The organism is Paraburkholderia sp. BL17N1 (assembly GCF_003634175.1).
In the GTDB taxonomy this organism is placed as follows: Bacteria; Pseudomonadota; Gammaproteobacteria; order Burkholderiales; family Burkholderiaceae; genus Paraburkholderia.
Genome location: NZ_RBIW01000001.1, coordinates 926456 through 943887, shown reverse-complemented (window position 1 = coordinate 943887; position 17432 = coordinate 926456). Strand labels below are relative to the sequence as shown.

At 61.0% G+C, this 17432-nt stretch carries 15 protein-coding genes; 11 read left to right on the top strand and 4 right to left on the bottom strand.

The genetic code is table 11. The features are described from left to right. Positions 1–61: 61 nt before the first annotated feature. The 4 genes from B0G82_RS03995 to purU all read left to right on the top strand — a co-directional run bounded on the left by B0G82_RS03995 (position 62) and on the right by purU (position 3167). Complete coding sequence (locus tag B0G82_RS03995; RefSeq protein ID WP_106282100.1) at positions 62–628, top strand: adenine phosphoribosyltransferase; 567 nt, start codon at positions 62–64, stop codon at positions 626–628. A 57-nt stretch (positions 629–685) separates the two neighbouring features. Beyond that, the gene (locus B0G82_RS03990; protein WP_116118918.1) at positions 686–1300 is read left to right on the top strand and encodes a LysE family translocator; all 615 of its coding nucleotides are present in this window, start codon (positions 686–688) and stop codon (positions 1298–1300) included. 33 nt (positions 1301–1333) lie between these two features. Continuing rightward, positions 1334–2197: a DUF4743 domain-containing protein gene (locus B0G82_RS03985; RefSeq protein ID WP_121306719.1), complete on the top strand. Its 864-nt coding sequence runs from the start codon at positions 1334–1336 to the stop codon at positions 2195–2197. A gap of 100 nt (positions 2198–2297) precedes the next feature. After that, entirely contained in the window at positions 2298–3167 is an 870-nt protein-coding gene (gene purU, locus B0G82_RS03980; protein ID WP_121308609.1) for a formyltetrahydrofolate deformylase, read from the top strand. Positions 3168–3247: 80 nt separating this feature from the next. Here purU and B0G82_RS03975 read toward each other — a convergent pair whose 3' ends face one another. The 3 genes from B0G82_RS03975 to uvrA form a co-directional block, all read right to left on the bottom strand. Further along, positions 3248–4474, bottom strand: coding sequence for a PepSY-associated TM helix domain-containing protein (locus tag B0G82_RS03975; RefSeq protein ID WP_121306718.1), 1227 nt, complete (start codon positions 4472–4474; stop codon positions 3248–3250). 185 nt (positions 4475–4659) lie between these two features. Beyond that, positions 4660–5745, bottom strand: a complete 1086-nt coding sequence (locus tag B0G82_RS03970) for an AI-2E family transporter (RefSeq protein WP_116143012.1) — start codon at positions 5743–5745, stop codon at positions 4660–4662. A 33-nt stretch (positions 5746–5778) separates the two neighbouring features. Beyond that, entirely contained in the window at positions 5779–8655 is a 2877-nt protein-coding gene (gene uvrA / locus B0G82_RS03965; protein ID WP_106282088.1) for an excinuclease ABC subunit UvrA, read from the bottom strand. A 344-nt stretch (positions 8656–8999) separates the two neighbouring features. On the opposite strand from uvrA, the gene B0G82_RS03960 reads away from it, so the two are divergent. From B0G82_RS03960 to B0G82_RS03935, 6 genes are all read left to right on the top strand, one after another. Beyond that, positions 9000–10187, top strand: a complete 1188-nt coding sequence (locus B0G82_RS03960; RefSeq protein WP_012431673.1) for an MFS transporter — start codon at positions 9000–9002, stop codon at positions 10185–10187. A gap of 137 nt (positions 10188–10324) precedes the next feature. Then, complete coding sequence (locus B0G82_RS03955; protein ID WP_012431674.1) at positions 10325–10864, top strand: single-stranded DNA-binding protein; 540 nt, start codon at positions 10325–10327, stop codon at positions 10862–10864. Positions 10865–11118: 254 nt separating this feature from the next. Further along, positions 11119–12318: a site-specific integrase gene (locus tag B0G82_RS03950; RefSeq protein ID WP_121306717.1), complete on the top strand. Its 1200-nt coding sequence runs from the start codon at positions 11119–11121 to the stop codon at positions 12316–12318. A gap of 95 nt (positions 12319–12413) precedes the next feature. Then, the gene (locus B0G82_RS03945; RefSeq protein WP_158608125.1) at positions 12414–13955 is read left to right on the top strand and encodes a site-specific integrase; all 1542 of its coding nucleotides are present in this window, start codon (positions 12414–12416) and stop codon (positions 13953–13955) included. A 4-nt stretch (positions 13956–13959) separates the two neighbouring features. Beyond that, positions 13960–15990 carry an integrase gene (locus B0G82_RS03940; RefSeq protein WP_121308608.1) on the top strand — a complete coding sequence of 677 codons (2031 nt, stop codon included), beginning with the start codon at positions 13960–13962 and terminating at the stop codon, positions 15988–15990. Then, on the top strand, positions 15926–16351 hold the full coding sequence (locus B0G82_RS03935; RefSeq protein WP_121306715.1) for a hypothetical protein: 426 nt from the start codon (positions 15926–15928) through the stop codon (positions 16349–16351). Before B0G82_RS03940 ends, B0G82_RS03935 begins: the two co-directional genes overlap by 65 nt. Positions 16352–16450: 99 nt before the next feature. Here the strand turns inward: B0G82_RS03935 and B0G82_RS39335 are convergent, their stop codons facing one another. After that, positions 16451–16753, bottom strand: a complete 303-nt coding sequence (locus B0G82_RS39335; RefSeq protein WP_147439443.1) for a hypothetical protein — start codon at positions 16751–16753, stop codon at positions 16451–16453. A gap of 74 nt (positions 16754–16827) precedes the next feature. Between B0G82_RS39335 and B0G82_RS03930 the strand changes: the two genes are divergently transcribed. Continuing rightward, positions 16828–17073: a helix-turn-helix transcriptional regulator gene (locus tag B0G82_RS03930; protein ID WP_347236690.1), complete on the top strand. Its 246-nt coding sequence runs from the start codon at positions 16828–16830 to the stop codon at positions 17071–17073. Positions 17074–17432 lie beyond the last annotated feature (359 nt).

Genomic DNA, 17432 nt, shown 5'->3' with positions numbered 1-17432 from the left:
CTGCCGGGCCGCCGCTCGTTTAGTTTTTCATCGGACCTGTCGAGGTCCATCCGGAGACATCATGTCCAACGCGCTCGCGAGCGCGCCGCTCGATGCGGCCGACTACATCAAAAGCCACATTCGCACGGTGCCCGACTGGCCGCAGCCGGGCGTGCAGTTTCGCGACATCACGCCGCTCCTGCAGGAGCCGAAGTCGTTGCGCGTGCTGATCGACCTGTTCGTGCAGCGTTATATCGACGCCGAGCTGGACTACATTGCCGGGCTGGACGCGCGCGGTTTCATCATCGGGCCGATTCTCGCGTATGAACTGAACCTCGGCTTCATTCCGATCCGCAAGGCGGGCAAACTGCCCTACAAGCGCGTCGCGCAATCATATGAGCTCGAATACGGCACGGCGACCGTCGAGATTCATGAGGACGCCTGCAAGCCGGGCGACCGCGTGGTGATCATCGACGATCTGATCGCGACCGGCGGCACGATGATGGCCGGCAAGATGCTGCTCGAGCGCCTCGGCGCGGTTGTCGTGGAAGGCGCAGCGATCATCGATCTGCCCGAGCTCGGTGGTTCGAAGCTGCTCAGCGAGGGCGGCCTCGCGCTTTATACGGTGACCCGATTCGACGGTCACTGATCACTCGCAGCCAAAAGCCGCTGCGAACTTCTTTCTGGTCACAAGAAGGTAAGAACGATGCCCAACTTCCTGCTGTTTCTCGCCACATCGATCGCCATTACCATGGCGCCCGGCCCGGACAATCTGCAAGTGCTCGCGCGCGGCATCTCGCAGGGCCGCGCGGCGGGGCTCGTCGCGGCGCTCGGCTTTGCGGCCGGCATCACGTTTCACACCACGCTCGCCGCGCTCGGCGTGGCCGCGTTGCTGCGCTCGTCGCCGGTGGCCTTCGAAGTCATCAAACTGGCCGGCGCCGCGTATCTGATCTGGATCGGCATCAAGGCGCTGCGCAGCCAGGGTCTCGCGACCGCGCACGAGCGCCCGCCGCAGCCGTTGATGGCGGTGTTTCGCCAGAGTGTGCTCGGCAATCTGCTGAACCCGAAGGTGACGTTGTTCTTCGTGGTGTTCCTGCCGCAGTTCGTGCAGCCGCACGGCACGCAAAGCGTCACGCTGCAGATGCTCGAACTCGGCGTGCTGTTCATGCTGCAGACCGTGGTGGTGTTCTCGCTGTTCGGCGTGTGCGCCGGGATGATCGGCGGTTGGCTGAAACGCCGTCCGCGTGTCGGTGTGTGGCTCGATCGCCTGGCCGGCGCCACGTTCATCGCAATCGGGATTCGCGTCGCGTTGCGTGATTGATGGGATTGCGCGGACATTAGTTTGGAGCGTTAAATGACTTTGCCATGCATTACCGCCGCGCGCCGCTTCGACGTGCAGGCGCATGTGCCGTTCTGTATCGACGCCGAACAGGTCGGCTGGATCCGCACGGGCGATGTGCCATTGCTTGCGCGCTGGCCCGATGTGTTCGATATCGACAGCGGCCGTGTGACTCTGGCGCCCGCATTCAATACGGTGGATTTGCGCAGCGCCGCGCTCGGTTCCGTGATCGGCGCGCTCGCCGCTGAAGACCGCATTCCGGGTTGGCGCAACGAGACCTACGCGATCCGCAATGCGTTCGATGCGCCGCCGCTCGCGTATATCGAACGCGCGGCGTCGCGCTTCTTCGGAACGATGACCTACGCAGTGCATCTGAACGGCGTCGTAGAATACGCGGATAGCGGGGCGCCCCGTGGCGCGCCGCAATTGTGGATCGCGCGCCGCAGCGACACCAAGGCGACCGACCCGGGCATGCTCGACAATGTGGTGGCGGGCGGGATCGGCTGGGGCTTCGGCGTCGCGGAAACGATCGTCAAGGAATGCTGGGAAGAAGCCGGCATTCCTGAGGAAATCGCCACTCGCGCGGTGGCGGGGCGCACTGCGCATGTGCTGCAATCGTTGCCGGAAGGCACGCAGGCCGAACAGATTTTTATCTACGACCTCGCGCTGCCGGCCGATTTCGCGCCGCGCAATCAGGATGGCGAAGTGGGTGAACACCGGCTCGCGCGTATCGACGAAGCGGCGCGCTGGATTGAGGAGGGCGCCATGACCGTCGACGCGAGCCTGGCCACGCTGGATTGCCTGCTGCGCCGCCGCTGGATCGATGAAGACGCGTGTACCGGCATCGAGGCGTTGTTCGTGCCGCCGGTATTCGCCTGAGCGCCGCATCGGTGCGCGCACAATGACCATGCCGAAGCGCGCCGCGTCGAACCAGACACACCGAACAAACCACGCATTGAAGAAGGGAGTCACCCAGGTCATGTCGACCGATCACAGCTTTATCCTCAAACTGTCGTGCGCCGACCGGCCCGGCATCGTTCACGCCGTATCGGGCTTTCTGTTCGAGCGTGGCAGCAATATTCTCGACTCCGCGCAGTTCGGCGACAGCCGCACCGGCGAGTTCTTCATGCGCGTGCATTTCCAGCAGGTGGGCGGCGATCCGGGTCTGGAGGTGCTACGCGAGTCGTTCGCGGCGCTTGCCGGGCAGTTCGGCATGCGCTGGGAGTTGCACGACGCGTCGGTCAAGCCGCGCGTGGTGATCATGGTGTCGAAGATCGGCCATTGCCTGAACGATCTGCTGTTCCGCTACCGCACCGGCCAACTGGGAATCGAGATTCCGGCGATCATCTCGAACCACAAGGAGTTCTATCAGCTCGCCGCCAGCTACGACATTCCGTTCCATCATTTCCCGCTGCTGGGCGCCACGCCCGACGCGAAGGCCGCGCAGGAAGCGCGCGTGCTCGAAGTGATCGACGAGCATCAAGCCGACCTGGTGGTGCTTGCGCGCTATATGCAGATTCTGTCGCCGAAGCTGTGCGAAGCATTGGCCGGCCGCGCGATCAACATTCATCACTCGTTCCTGCCGAGCTTCAAGGGCGCGAAGCCGTACTACCAGGCGTTCGACCGCGGCGTGAAACTGATCGGCGCGACCGCTCATTACGTGACGACGGATCTCGACGAAGGTCCGATCATCGAACAGGAAGTGGAGCGGGTCGACCACAGCATGACCCCGGAGCAACTTACGGCGATCGGCCGCGACGTGGAGTGCGTGACGCTGGCGCGTGCGGTGAAGTGGCACGTCGAGCATCGCGTCGTGTTGAACGGCAGCAAGTCGGTGGTGTTTCGCTAAGCGAAAAGCTGTTGCTGGCGGGCTCGGTATGGAAGGCGGCGTCCGGATAATTCCGGCGCCGCCTTTTTGTTTGCCCGCGATCAGGAGCGCGCCGCGGACCGGCCCGCTTCGCGCGCGAGACTGGCGTTCTGCGCCGAACGGCGGCGCGCGCTCAGCTTCTTCAGCCAGATTAGCAGTCCCGTCGCGCTCAACACGGCGACCGCGATGCCGACAGCGCTAATCAGAATCCGTCCGCCGAGACCGAGGATGCGTCCCGAATGCAGAGGGAATTGCACCTGCACGAAAATATCGCCCGCCGTACCCCTGCCGGGGATCTGTGCGCCAAGTTGCTTGCCGGTGGCCGCGTCCCAATACATCCACGGAACGCCGAGGCCGAAGTCGCCGTGATCGTTGCCGGTCGCGTAGAAACCGACACCGTATGCATGCATGAATTCCGCGTAGTAGATGCCGCCCGGCGCGACGCTGAGTTTCTGCGCGCGGCCGGCCTGCTCGGCCAGTTGCACGATACGCTCGCGGCTCAACACCTTGTCGCCGGGTTGCGGGGCGCGCAGGATTTCAGGGTTGTTGATCGGGTCCGGCGTGAGCTTCGAGAACAGCGACACGATGGGCCGCACCACCGGCGCGGACAGATTCATCGATACCGATGTCAGCGCAAGGATCACCAGCAGGCCCCAGATCCACACGCCGCCTGAGCGGTGCAAATCGAAAGTGAACGTATAGCCGCCGCGCCCGAGGCGAAACGCGAACGACTTGCGCCATGCCTTGACGCTCGGAAACGACAGCCACAACGCGATCACGCTGTCGAACAGCCAGATGATGCCGACGATCCCCATCAACCACGTGCCGATGTCCACGCCGCCCGTAAACGGCAGTTGCAGCGTGTAGTGCAGCTTGTAGATGAACGGGATCAGATTGAGCCGCGTGAGCGACACGGCGCCCCATTCGCGGCGCCCTTGGATCTCGCCGGTGGCCGGGTCGACGGCAATCTGATTGAAGTCGAGCGGGTAGGGCTTCCGGGTGCCCGGGTCGGTTCTCGGCAGCACCATCATTTGCAGCGTATGGCCCGGCTCGGCGGCGAGCGGCAGATACGTCACCTGAAGACGCGAATCGGCCGCTTCCACGCGACGCGCCAACTCCAGGCCCGACAGCGCCGGACCGGTGCTGCGGGCCTTGAAGAAGGATGGGTTCAGCGCCGCATCGAGCTCATGGTCCCACGCGATGATCGCGCCAGTCAGGCCGGCGACGAACAGAAACAGCGCTGTGGCGACACCGAACCAGCGGTGCAAACGGACGAGCTGACGCCTCATAGGCGCGCCGTCGCGATGGAGCAGGGCTTGGAAAGGGGTGTCACGGCACACGCTTCGTAAATGGGAATTGTTCGCATCTTACGGGAGTGTTGCCGTGCGCCGCAAGTTTTCCGTAAACGTGCGACCCATGAAAAACGGCGCCGAAGCGCCGTTGTTTCTGTTCTGATGACCCGCTTGCCGCCGCCTCAAACCAACCGCAAGTAAATCAGTTCCCGCTTGATATACGCATAGAAAATCGGCGCCGCGATCACGCCGGGAAGACCGAACGCGGCTTCCATGATGAGCATGGCGATCAGCAATTCCCACGCGCGCGCCTCGATCTGTCCGCCCACGATGCGCGCGTTCAGGAAGTACTCGAGCTTGTGAATCAGGATCAGGAACACGAGCGACATGACCGCCGCGGGAAAGCTCACCGAGAGCGCCACCGCCACGATGATCGTGTTCGAGATCAGATTGCCGATCACCGGCAGCAAGCCGACGATGAACGTGACCAGCACCAGCGTCTTCGACAACGGCAGGGTGTCGTGGAAGATCGGCAGAATCACCAGCAGGAAGATGCCCGTGAAGGCCGCGTTGATCGCCGAGATCTTTACCTGGGCGAACACGATGCGGCGAAACGCGTCGGCGAAACGTGTCACGCGTGTGACGAACGCCGTGGATAGCGGCAGCCGCTGCATATGCTTCTGCGCGCCGACCGCGATGATCGCGCCGATGATCATGCCGATCAGGATATGCGTGAACGCGCGCGCCGCGGTCTTGCCGCTTTGCTGAAGCATGTTGGCGTGCGTCTGCATCAACTCCGCCGCCTTGGTCTTCATCTGTTCGGTATCGACCGGCAGATAGTTGGCGACGAAATGCGGAATCCGGCCGCGCGCCTGGTCGATCAGCTGCATGGCCTGGTCGAGCAGCTTCTGCACGCTCGGCACGTCGTTCTCGAAATGCTCGATGATGCCGAGCGTGAGCCCCGTCAACGCTCCCACGATCACCGTGGCCAGGATCACGACGGCGAGCCAGCGTGCCCGCTTGCTCGACATGTGGCGCTCGATGCGCGGCGCGATGGTGTGAACCAGTTGGAACACCAGCAGCCCGGCGAGCAACGCGCCGAGCAACCGGAGTTCGATGACCGCCCACATGCCGAACAGCATCACGATATAACTGCCGATTTCAACCGCCGACAGCTTCGGCAGGCTCATGTCGCTCGTCAGCCTGACCGGGCGTGGGCGTAGGTCCTGCACTTGCCCGTCGTCGCGCGCCTGATTCCGCTTGGCCATGGCTTATTCCGTCTCCAACCGAGTTGTGCCGCGTTACTTACTTTTACTGGCCGCGCGTTTCAGCAGAGGCGCCAGGTACTTGCCGGTAAAACTTGCCTTTGACTTCGCAACTTGTTCCGGCGTGCCTTGGGCGATGATCTGCCCGCCGCCCGCTCCGCCTTCCGGACCGAGATCGATGACCCAGTCCGCAGTCTTTATTACATCGAGATTATGCTCGATGATCACGACGGTATTACCCTGGTCGCGTAATCGATGAATCACTTCGAGCAACAGGGCGATGTCATGAAAGTGCAAGCCGGTGGTCGGCTCATCAAGTATGTATAGCGTGCGACCCGTATCACGCTTGCTCAGTTCCAAAGATAGTTTGACCCGCTGCGCCTCGCCGCCGGACAGCGTGGTCGCCGACTGGCCCAGCCGGATATAACCCAGACCCACGTCCAGCAAGGTTTTCAGCTTGCGCGCAACGACCGGCACCGGCTTGAAGAACTCGTAGGCGTTCTCCACCGTCATGTCGAGCACTTCACTGATGTTCTTGCCTTTGTACTGCACGTCCAGCGTTTCGCGGTTGTAGCGCTTGCCGTGACAGACGTCGCACGGCACGTAGACGTCGGGCAGGAAGTGCATCTCGACTTTCAGCACGCCGTCGCCCTGGCAGGACTCGCAGCGGCCGCCCTTCACGTTGAACGAGAAGCGGCCGGCTTCATAGCCGCGTTCCTTCGCCGCGGGCACGCCCGCGAACAGTTCGCGGATCGGCGTGAAGAGGCCCGTGTAGGTGGCCGGGTTCGAGCGCGGTGTGCGGCCGATCGGCGACTGGTCGACGTTGATGACCTTGTCGAAGTGCTCGAGGCCTTCGATCGATTCATACGGCGCCGGCTCCGTGGCCGACCCGTACAGGTGATGCGCGACCGCGTGGTACAGCGTGTCGTTGATCAGCGTGGACTTGCCCGAACCGGACACGCCGGTCACGCAGGTGAGCAGGCCGACCGGCAGATCCAGCGACACGTGCTGCAGATTGTTGCCGTACGCCTCGACGATTCGCAGGCGCTTATCGTCGGGCTCCTTGCGTTCGTCCGGGAACTCGATGTTGCGCGCGCCGGACATGTACTGCCCGGTCATCGACGCCGCGTTCGCCTGCACCTGTTTGGGCGTGCCCTCGGCGATCACCATGCCGCCGTGTTCGCCCGCGCCCGGGCCCATGTCGACCACGTAGTCGGCCATGCGGATCATGTCCTCGTCGTGCTCGACGACGATCACCGAGTTGCCGAGGTCGCGCAGATGCTTGAGCGTGGCGATCAGCCGGTCGTTATCGCGCTGATGCAGGCCGATAGACGGCTCGTCCAGCACGTACATCACGCCGGTCAGCCCTGAGCCGATTTGCGACGCGAGGCGAATGCGCTGCGCCTCGCCGCCGGACAGCGTTTCCGCGCTGCGCTCCAGCGACAGATAATCCAGCCCGACGTTGTTCAGGAACATCAGGCGCGCGACGATTTCCTTGACCACCTTGTCGGCGATCTCGCGCTTCGATCCTTCCAGGCGCAGCGTCTGGAAATAGCCGAGCGCGTCGCGCAGCGGCCAGCCGCTGATTTCGAAGATGCCGCGCGCGTCGCCGTCCGTGCCGATCCGCACGAAGCGCGCTTCGCGCCGCAGCCGCGTGCCGGCGCAGGCCGGGCAGGGCTGGTTGTTCTGATACTTGGCGAGTTCCTCGCGCACCGCGACCGAATCGGTCTCGCGGTAACGCCGCTCCAGATTCGGGATGATCCCTTCGAATACATGCTCGCGCACCGAAGTGCGGCCGCGTTCGTTGATGTACGAGAACGGGATTTCCTGCTTGCCCGAACCGAACAGCAGGATCTTGCGGACTTTCTCCGGCAAGTCTTCAACGGCCGTGTCGATGTCGAACTCGTAGAACGCCGCGAGACTTTGCAGCATCTGGAAGTAGAACTGATTGCGCCGGTCCCAGCCCTTCACGGCGCCCGCCGCGAGCGACAGCGACGGATGCGCGACCACCCGCTTCGGATCGAAGAAAGTGATCTGGCCGAGGCCGTCGCATTCCGGGCATGCGCCCATCGGATTGTTGAACGAGAAGAGGCGCGGCTCCAGTTCCTGTAGCGAATACGAGCAGATCGGGCAGGCGAACTTCGAGCTGAACAGATGCTCCTTGTCCGTATCCATTTCGAGCGCGATCGCGCGGCCGTCGGCGAGACGCAGCGCCGTTTCGAACGATTCGGCGAGACGCTGCTTCATGTCGGGGCGCACTTTCAGGCGGTCCACGACCACGTCGATGGTGTGTTTGTCGTTCTTCTTCAGCTTCGGCAGCGAGTCGACTTCATAGATCTTCGCGACGCCTTCATTGGCGGTGCCGCCGCCGGAGCGCACGCGGAAACGGATAAAGCCTTGCGCCTGCATTTCCTCGAACAGTTCGACGTGCTCGCCCTTGCGGTTCGCCACCACGGGCGCGAGGATCATCAGCTTCGTTTCTTCCGGCAACGCGAGCGCGGCGTCGACCATCTGCGAGACGCTTTGCGCTTCCAGCGGAATTTCGTGGTCCGGACAGTAAGGCGTGCCGACCCGCGCGAACAACAGGCGCAGATAGTCGTGAATTTCGGTGACGGTGCCGACCGTGGAACGCGGATTGTGCGAGGTCGCCTTCTGTTCGATCGAGATCGCCGGCGACAGGCCTTCGATCAGATCGACGTCCGGTTTCTCCATCAGTTGCAGGAACTGACGTGCGTAGGCGGAGAGACTTTCGACGTAGCGCCGTTGTCCTTCCGCGTAAAGCGTGTCGAACGCCAGCGACGATTTGCCCGAGCCTGAGAGGCCCGTGATGACAACGAGCTTGTGACGGGGTAAATCGAGGTTGACGTTCTTCAGGTTGTGGGTGCGAGCCCCACGAATACGGATTTGTTCCACGGATTTATTCCATGAACTGGCGGAAAGAGGAAGAGGCTAAACCTGCTACTATAACGACTTTTCAAGACCGCCGTTACGGCTTCCTGACAGCCTGAAGAGGCGTCGAGGCGTGCTGTAAGGCAGCGGTCCAGCGCCGCGGGAAGACGTCTAACTTGGGGCCGTTTTCCGCGAGTACAAGGCAACACGAGGCACCGCGAGGCGCCAGCGGGAATGCAGGAAGGCTGTCGGCTCGAACGCCGCGGCGCCGCCGGCCCGCTGTCTTGCGGCAAGCCTCGCGGGCGTGCCCGCGCCGCCGCTGTGCCTGTCCGCGGTGTGCCGTCCAGCTCAATCTACGAACGCTCCCGATGTCCAATCCGTCCGCCATTTCCTCACGCATGAGCGCGCCTGAACTGCGCGCGACCGTGTCGCTTGCCGCCATCTTTGCGCTGCGCATGCTCGGTCTCTTCATGATCATGCCGGTGTTCTCGATCTACGCGAAGACCATCCCCGGCGGCGACAACGTGCTGCTGGTGGGTATCGCGCTCGGCGCATACGGCGTGACGCAGTCCATGCTGTACATCTTTTACGGTTGGGTTTCCGACAAGGTCGGCCGCAAACCGGTCATTGCGACCGGTTTGCTGATTTTCGCGCTCGGCAGCTTCGTCGCCGCGGGCGCGCACGACATGACGTGGATCATCGTCGGACGGGTGATTCAGGGCATGGGCGCGGTCTCGTCCGCGGTGATCGCGTTTATCGCCGACCTGACCTCCGAGGAACATCGCACCAAGGCCATGGCGATGGTGGGCGGCAGCATCGGCGTGTCGTTCGCGGTGGCGATCGTCGGTGCGCCGATCGTGTTCCAGTGGGTCGGCATGAGCGGGCTGTTCACGCTCGTCGGCATCTTCTCGATTCTGGCGATCGGCGTGGTGCTGTGGATCGTGCCCGACGCGCCAAAACCGGTGCACGTGCGCGCGCCGTTCGCCGAAGTGCTGCACAACGTCGAACTGCTGCGTCTGAACTTCGGCGTGCTGGTCCTGCATGCCACGCAAACCGCACTGTTCCTCGTCGTGCCGCGCATTCTCGAAGCGGGCGGCCTGCCGGTCGCGTCGCATTGGAAGGTGTATTTGCCGGTCATGGGCCTTTCGTTCGTGATGATGGTGCCCGCGATCATCGCCGCCGAAAAGCGCGGCAAGATGAAAATCGTGCTGCTCTCCGCGATTGCTCTTATCCTGATCGGACAGTTGTTATTGGGCGTCGCTCCGCATACGATTCTGAGTGTGGCGGCGATCCTTTTTGTGTACTTTTTGGGCTTCAATATTCTTGAGGCTTCGCAGCCTTCGCTGGTGTCGAAACTGGCGCCGGGAACCCGCAAGGGAGCGGCGGCCGGCGTGTACAACACCACGCAGTCGATCGGTCTTGCGCTGGGCGGTGTGGTCGGCGGTTGGCTGCTGAAAGTGGATGGTCAGAGCGCTGTCTTTTTTACGTGTTCGGGGCTCGTCTTGTGCTGGCTTATAATCGCCGCAAAGATGAAACAGCCGCCGCGCAAAGCGTAATACGGCGCATCCCGAACTTACCCAGAACTCACCCGGCGGCGGGCAGAGGCGCAGTTCCGGTCTCGGGCCTGCCGGCCCTGAAAACGCGAAACCGTGTATTGCCGCGCCGCCCGTAACGGAATCAACAGGAGAAACTCATGGCATCCGTGAACAAGGTCATTCTCGTCGGCAATCTCGGAGCCGATCCGGAAGTCCGTTATCTGCCGAGCGGCGACGCAGTGGCGAACATCCGCCTTGCAACGACGGATCGGTATAAGGACAAGGCGTCCGGCGAAATGAAGGAAGCGACCGAATGGCACCGCGTGTCGTTCTTCGGCCGCCTCGCGGAAATCGTCTCCGAATATTTGAAGAAGGGCTCGTCGGTGTACCTGGAAGGGCGCATCCGCACCCGTAAGTGGCAGGCGCAAGACGGCACCGACCGTTACTCGACGGAAATCGTCGCCGAACAGATGCAAATGCTGGGCGGCCGCGGCGGTTCGATGGGCGGCGGTGGCGACGAAGGCGGCTACAGCCGTGGTGAGCCGTCGGAGCGCAGCGGCGGCGGCGGTGGTGGTGGCCGCGCAGTGTCGGGCGGCGGTGCGCGTGGCGGCAGCGGTGGTGGCGGTGGCGGCGCGAGCCGTCCGAGCGCGCCGGCTGGCGGCGGGTTCGATGAGATGGACGACGATATTCCCTTCTGACTTCCCGTAACCAAAAACTGTAAAGATCAACCCCGCCTTCTGGCGGGGTTTTTCTTTCTGTGTCTGGTATTCGGAGTGTTTCGTGACCCGAAACATTTATCGGAGGAGCACCGCGGCCGCCGGGAATCTTTCGTCCGTAGCTGTTACTGTCAACTTCATGTGCCGACGGCCCGAACCGGTAGGATTGGCAGAGGCTGCCAGGAAAAAATCGTAAACATTGCCTACAGTGAATCGAGAGCATCCGGGAGAAGTCCATGGAGCCTAGATTTCACGTTGTGACAGTTCTACACGCGGGCGGTGAGCGTCTGCCGATACTGCTGGATGCCGACCGGCAACCGGTAGCCTGGATCAATGCTTATTTGATCAAGCGATTGCGCCCCCGACTGTCCGTCAGCAGCCTGGTGAAGACGCTCCGTGTTCTAGGTTTCCTGTGGGCATGGGCTTCGTCGGAGGCCTTCCCATTACAGGGGCGGCTCACGTCCGGCGAAGGTCTGACTCAGGACGAGATCGTCTGCCAGCTTTACCCTTGGCTGCGGCGAAACTTCCAGACGGCCGGGAAGGTTCGCAAGCTGATCGTCTCACCCAGCACTGTGGCGTTTAGGTTGAACGTCGTTTCGCAATGCGTCGTGTGGCATCTCGAGTGCGTGATGTCCACGCTGCCCGTGGGCGGCCCGGGAATACGAGACATGCAGGTCCGACTGACGCTCATCAAGCGTAGCTTTGCTACGGCAGCCCGCGCCCGCTTGCCATCCGCTTCGCACGCGGCACCTCTTTCCGATGATCGGCTGCAGCGGCTTTTGCGGATTTGCCACCCCGACTCTTGCGATAATCCGTGGAAAACGCCATACCGAAGCCGTAACTTCCTGATTGTGCTGATGATGGCGATGCTCGGTGTGCGGCGGGGTGAGCTGCTCAAGCTCCGGGTTTCGGACTGCCACCTGGCTCGAGCCATTCCCGAAATTCGTGTGGTGCGTTCACCTGACGATCCTGTTGATCCGCGGATCAACGAGCCGCAGGTCAAGACCGAGTCGAGACATCTGCCGTGCGACGCCTCACTGGCGAGATACCTTAACGAGTACATCTGTAGGGCGCGACGGCAGATTCCCGGTGCTAACAGGAGCCCTTTCCTGTTTCTGAGCCGGGGCGGGCAGCCGATGAGCCTCGCGCGCGTAAACGGTCTGCTCGATCAAGTTTCTGTGGTCCATCCTGAGTTCGACGATCTGCACCCGCACTGCCTGCGCAGCACGTGTGCCACCGGCTTCCGCGCGGCAGGACTGCGCAACGGTCTGGATGAGGAACGGATCGACAAGCACATGATGTACTTCTTCGGCTGGCGCTCGGCCGACTCGGTGAAACCGTACATCGACGCCGCCATCCGACGGGAATCATGCGAGATCAGCCTGAGCTACCAGGCTTCGCTCTTCGATAGATCAATCGTCCGGGACGATAGATGACAAACAGTGACGTGAACCGGGCCATGGCTGCACATATGCGGCGAAACGGGCTGCCTCCGTTACCCGATCAAGTGGTGGACCGAGATGGGCGGCGGATGAATCTCGACGGCCTCGTATGGAAATTCAATGTTGTCACCACACATGTGGCCATTGACTGGTCCAGCCTCATCGACTGCAATGTGATTGTGAACTATGCGCTGCGGCGATGGGCGGTGCTGCTGCTTGCCCAGCAATCTGGACAAACCGTTGCGGCCGGAATCCGTACGGTTGTCGGTGCGCTGCGTGGCCTTCACTCAGAACGCAAGATGGCCACTGGCGAGCTTCAGAACATGTGGCGGCAGCTGTCTGGAATCAATGATCCATCGCGCCTTCGAACCGCCCTGCGCGTCCATATCGAAAAGGCAATCCAAACTCTCCGCACCCGGAAAGCGATGGAAGATTTTTACGTCCTGCGTAGCTGGTACCTTTGGTCATCGGAAATGCTCGACTGTCTCGGTTTCGACGAGGAGTTCGCGCTCGAACTCGATGAGGTGCAGATTCCTGCGCGGCCTTCGCGCCTTGCGGTCGAACTCGAGGACGTAGAGTGCGGCCCGCTCTGGGATGCCGAGGTTACGATCTTGCGTCGCGCGCTGTTGGATGACGTATCGACGGTTCGTCTGCACGTAATGCAGCGTGCTGCCGTCGCGCTTAGTCTTGCATACGGCCGCAACCCGGCTAACTTCTGCTTGCTGCGGGAGACGGACTTGAGGAATGCGCTCGAGGGGTTCGACGTACCGGAGCAATGGGTGCTCTCGATTCCGAGGATCAAGAAGCCGGGCATTGGTGTTCGGCAGGGATTTGTCGAGGAGCGCGTGAGTGCTGAACTGGCGGGCGTCTTACGGACGCTTCTGGACGCCAACCTGGCGATCGACTGCGGTGATTTCCCTCGACCGCTCTTCATGCGCAACAACATCGATCCTTGGTGCCTGGATACCGGTATAGGTGAATATGGGTATCACATTACGGTCGAACAGTTCCGTCAGCTGATAAAGCAGTTTGCCGCGCGGACGAATCTCAAATCCCCGCGTACGGAGCGCGCGCTTCACGTTACCTCCCGTCGGTTGCGCTATACGTTCGCAACGACGATGGTCGAGCTGGGCGTATCACGGAAAGTGCTGGCCACCATGCTTGACCATTCCGACACACAGCACGTTCAAGTTTATTACTCATTGAAGGGACGTCGACTGACGAAGATCTTGGATCGTGCTGCTGTGCTTAGGATCGGGCCACTGATGAGGCTGTTCCGTGGAACGCTGGTGCCGTCGTCAGCGTCGGCAGTGAATGGCACCGACCCCGCGAAAAGCATCAGGTTCACTGGAGACATGTTGGCGGTACCGCCGGTTGAAATTGGAGCGTGTGGGCAGGATCGACTCTGTGTACTCGATCCACCATTCTCGTGCTATCTGTGTCCGAAATTCCAGCCTTATGTGGAAGCCGACCATCAAGCTGTGCTAAACGAGTTGCTGGCGAGTCGACGGGAGCGCGAGCAGAAATATGCTCCCCGCTTGTCGATCCAGCTTGATGACGTGATATACGCGGTCGCAGAAGTGATTCGGAAAGTTGACGAATATGTGCGCGGGCATCGCAAGCCGGCGTAAGTCGATGGCCGCCGTCGGCGCTGTCGAGGGGCTGTCAGACAATTGGCTTATCAACCATGAGGTGCTTATATCCAACGCCAAGGCTAGAGTCCCGTTCCCGGGTGTGGTGTGGAGCAGCTCGATCTGGGACGTGTCGGAGGCCTATCAGCATCGAACCCGTGGTTACAAGGCGGACAGGCCTGCACAGCGTCTGCTGTTCACCCAACATAGCGGTTTGCCACGTGTGGCCGGATCGCCACTATGTGGGTCGTTTGGGGATGTGGTGAAGTCGCTTGTTTGCCTCAGACACCGTCAACGCGGCCAGTCCGCAAGCAGCCACATGGTGTTCGTCCGAGCAACGCGCTACGTATATGATGCGTTGGCGGACCGCGACTACAACATCGGCGAACTGTCGGCGGACCACCTGGACGCTGCTGCCGCGATGCTGTTCAAACGTGAGAATGAATCGTCGGCATACAAGGTCGTTGGTCACATGGAAGAGTTTGCCGACGCACTGGACCGCAACGGTTTGTGCCGGATACGACTCGACTGGCGCTGTCGCCGCAAAGTTCGTCCGGAATCGATGACGCCTGATCGTATCGACGACTCGAAATCGGAGGTCGGGAAACGGAATTCGTTACCAGATGAGGAGGCCATTCGTGCAATCGGCTACCTATATCAGCAAATTCCGCGCGGCGCATCGCCGCATGATCCGGCCAGTGCCGATCGCATCATGATTCTGATTGCTACGGTAATGGTCTGCACCGGGCTGCGCATCGGCGAAATGCTGACCCTGCCGGAGAAACCCCTCTCCTTGTCTGAAGATGGAAGCAAGAATCTGCGTTATGCACGTTTGAAGGGAAGGGTGGATGACGTGACCGTCGAATGGGAAAGGAAGCCATTGCTGACGGAAACGGAGCAGGTCGTCGAGGAGGCTCTGGATGAACTGCGCGAAGCAACACGGGGCGCGCGGCAGGTCGCTCGGGCCTTCCATGAATCGGGTGAATTACTCGCAACGATGCCGTCACAGGTCGAAGTGGATGGGGCTACGTTGCTCACGGTGCTCGGTTTGCGAAGTAGGAATATCGCGCAGTTCCTGAAAGCGCGAAGCATTGCGTATAAGGTCGTCGACGGAAGGATACGCATCGATCGCGACGCATTGCTGAGGGGAATCAGAGTCGACCACTGGATGATGCCCACGATACCGGGTGCGCCAGGGGGCGGAATCGCACTCCACGAAGCGCTCTGCGTTGCATATACAAACCAGATGCATCGCGGCACCCGGACGACGCTGACCTATGCTGCGCGTCCGATCACGGACCAGAACGTGCGGGACTTCCTGACGGGACGTGGTGTCATCAGTTCGGTCTTCGAGCGTCATGCAATAGCCAACAGTGATGGTGACTACATAAACGTCCGTTCGCATGGATTCCGCCACTTCCTGAACCACCTGCTCGATGAGGGCGGTGCGCCGGACCTCGTCCAGACCAAATGGTTTGGGCGCAAGCACGCTGCCGACACGAAGGCCTACCAGCATCTGACACCCGCCCAAAAGGCCACGCAGGTAGTGACGGACATCATGAACGGTCGCGTCAGCGGTGCGGTGCCGGAGATAGCGAAGGTATTGCCAGTCGAGCGCGCACACACGTTTCTGTCAGCACGCATCCATGCCGTCCATGATGTCGGGACGGGAATGTGCATCCACGACTTCCAGATGGCGCCATGCCCGCGTCACCTGCAGTGCTCGGCGAATTGCGACGACTATATCTGGCTGAAGCACGACGCGTCGCGAACGGACGAACTCAAGAGACAGGCGGCTGTCGCCTACATCAGCCTGGAGAATGTCAGGGTTCAAATCGAAGGACAGGCGCTAGTCGATCCCGACTGGTTGAAACATCTCCGTATTCGGTACGAGCAACTGATGACACAGCTTGCAACGCTGGACTTTAACGAAGCCGAGCTAGTTCAATATATTGAAGAAGGGGCGTCGAATGCAAAAGGTCATAAAAGCGAACTCAAAGATCGGCCCAAGAAGGATGCCGGCCATAGTCGCTGAGCTTGAACGCTGGCGTGATGGGGAACTGGGTACCAAATTAACCTGGGAGCGGGTAGAGGCGTTTTCAGGTTTCACAAGGCAAGCGCTGAGCCGTCACGCGGAGATTGTCCGGGCCTATCACGATGCGAAGGACGCTCTCGCAAGGCCTGGGCGCCAGTCCCGTTCACGCGCGATGGAGGCCGAGCGGCAGTATTTCGACCAGACTTTGGAAAGATTGCGCGCGGAGGTCGACCGTTACAAGGTACTGGAGCAACAATGGCTTCAACGTTGGCAGCGAATTGCGTTTCATTGCTCCCGACGAGGCATGAGCATCGACGACTTGGACCGCCCCCTCGATCCTCTGAACAGAAAAGGCGCATGAGGGTTGCGGTTCCCATGCGCTGCGGTCCAACGGGGGCGGAGAAGACGGAATATTCGTTTGGTTACCAACTCAATCTTCCTGCATCGAGCCGGGTCGAAGTTAATACATCGCTAGGGAAGTTGGATTCCAGCCGGCTGCCGAAAACAATTGCTTTGCCTGTTCTTTAGTGCACGGCAGTTCAACGAAGCCTGCCGCACCAGATGAGCTTAGCCCTAATGCTGCTTGATCTCCAAAATACGTTCCTTCGATGTCTCCAAATAGACTGATGCCGACCTCAAGCCCTTTTCCTGTCGTAAGCCAGACCATTCCGTGGTCACGGTCTACGGTCGCGATGACGTCGTGACCAAGATTTAGGCGAAAAAAGTCGTTGTGTCCTGGCTGGGCGAGCTGGTTCTTAATCATAAAGTCGGAAGCAAATCAGTCGAAGCAGGATTGTGACGCAAAAGCTACTGACTGGGTAGCTACAAATTCGCAGTATGCTGCGGATGACGCGCCAATCTCCCCCCCAACCCACGCAAAGCGCGCGAGCAATCCTCGCGATCAAATTGCGGCGGCTTCGAGCGGAGAGGCAATGGTCGCAGGAAGATTTGGCGGCCGAAAGTGGACTGGATCGGTCGTTTGTTGCCCATGTCGAGCGCGAGGCTCGCAATATCTCGATTGATAATATTGAAAAGCTTGCGAGGGCCTTAGGCGTCCAGGTCTTCGAATTGTTGCGTCAGTAAACACCGGGGCTTGTGCGACAGCAGAACAAACCTCCTCTTCAGAATCGTCATGTCCAGGCGTTTGCGGCGCAATTTCCCCTATTTCGCGACCTTGGGTGATCAATAGACTGAGTGTCGTGCGGGTTCGCCTGTTGGCGAGGCCGATATTGCCTGCCAAATGTGGGCTGCGCGCGTGGCATCTCCTTCATGTAGTACGGTGCAGCAGTACGCAGGCGACGTATCGCACGGAATCGGAGGATACGTCGGCCCGATCGAACGAATTGCCAGCGATGCGGCGAGGCAAGCTACAGCCGCAAATTCCATGGTGCAATGGTCGCAGCCCATCCGGCTATCTTAAAACCAAAAATTTGGCAGTAGAA

Bases quoted from the DNA above. Each gene is read 5' to 3' on its own strand.
- B0G82_RS03995 (WP_106282100.1), top strand. From the start codon at position 62: ATGTCCAACGCGCTCGCGAGCGCGCCGCTCGATGCGGCCGACTACATC.
- B0G82_RS03990 (WP_116118918.1), top strand. From the start codon at position 686: ATGCCCAACTTCCTGCTGTTTCTCGCCACATCGATCGCCATTACCATG.
- B0G82_RS03985 (WP_121306719.1), top strand. From the start codon at position 1,334: ATGACTTTGCCATGCATTACCGCCGCGCGCCGCTTCGACGTGCAGGCG.
- purU (WP_121308609.1), top strand. From the start codon at position 2,298: ATGTCGACCGATCACAGCTTTATCCTCAAACTGTCGTGCGCCGACCGG.
- B0G82_RS03975 (WP_121306718.1), bottom strand. From the start codon at position 4,474: ATGAGGCGTCAGCTCGTCCGTTTGCACCGCTGGTTCGGTGTCGCCACA.
- B0G82_RS03970 (WP_116143012.1), bottom strand. From the start codon at position 5,745: ATGGCCAAGCGGAATCAGGCGCGCGACGACGGGCAAGTGCAGGACCTA.
- B0G82_RS03960 (WP_012431673.1), top strand. From the start codon at position 9,000: ATGTCCAATCCGTCCGCCATTTCCTCACGCATGAGCGCGCCTGAACTG.
- B0G82_RS03955 (WP_012431674.1), top strand. From the start codon at position 10,325: ATGGCATCCGTGAACAAGGTCATTCTCGTCGGCAATCTCGGAGCCGAT.
- B0G82_RS03950 (WP_121306717.1), top strand. From the start codon at position 11,119: ATGGAGCCTAGATTTCACGTTGTGACAGTTCTACACGCGGGCGGTGAG.
- B0G82_RS03945 (WP_158608125.1), top strand. From the start codon at position 12,414: ATGAATCTCGACGGCCTCGTATGGAAATTCAATGTTGTCACCACACAT.
- B0G82_RS03940 (WP_121308608.1), top strand. From the start codon at position 13,960: ATGGCCGCCGTCGGCGCTGTCGAGGGGCTGTCAGACAATTGGCTTATC.
- B0G82_RS03935 (WP_121306715.1), top strand. From the start codon at position 15,926: ATGCAAAAGGTCATAAAAGCGAACTCAAAGATCGGCCCAAGAAGGATG.
- B0G82_RS39335 (WP_147439443.1), bottom strand. From the start codon at position 16,753: ATGATTAAGAACCAGCTCGCCCAGCCAGGACACAACGACTTTTTTCGC.
- B0G82_RS03930 (WP_347236690.1), top strand. From the start codon at position 16,828: ATGCTGCGGATGACGCGCCAATCTCCCCCCCAACCCACGCAAAGCGCG.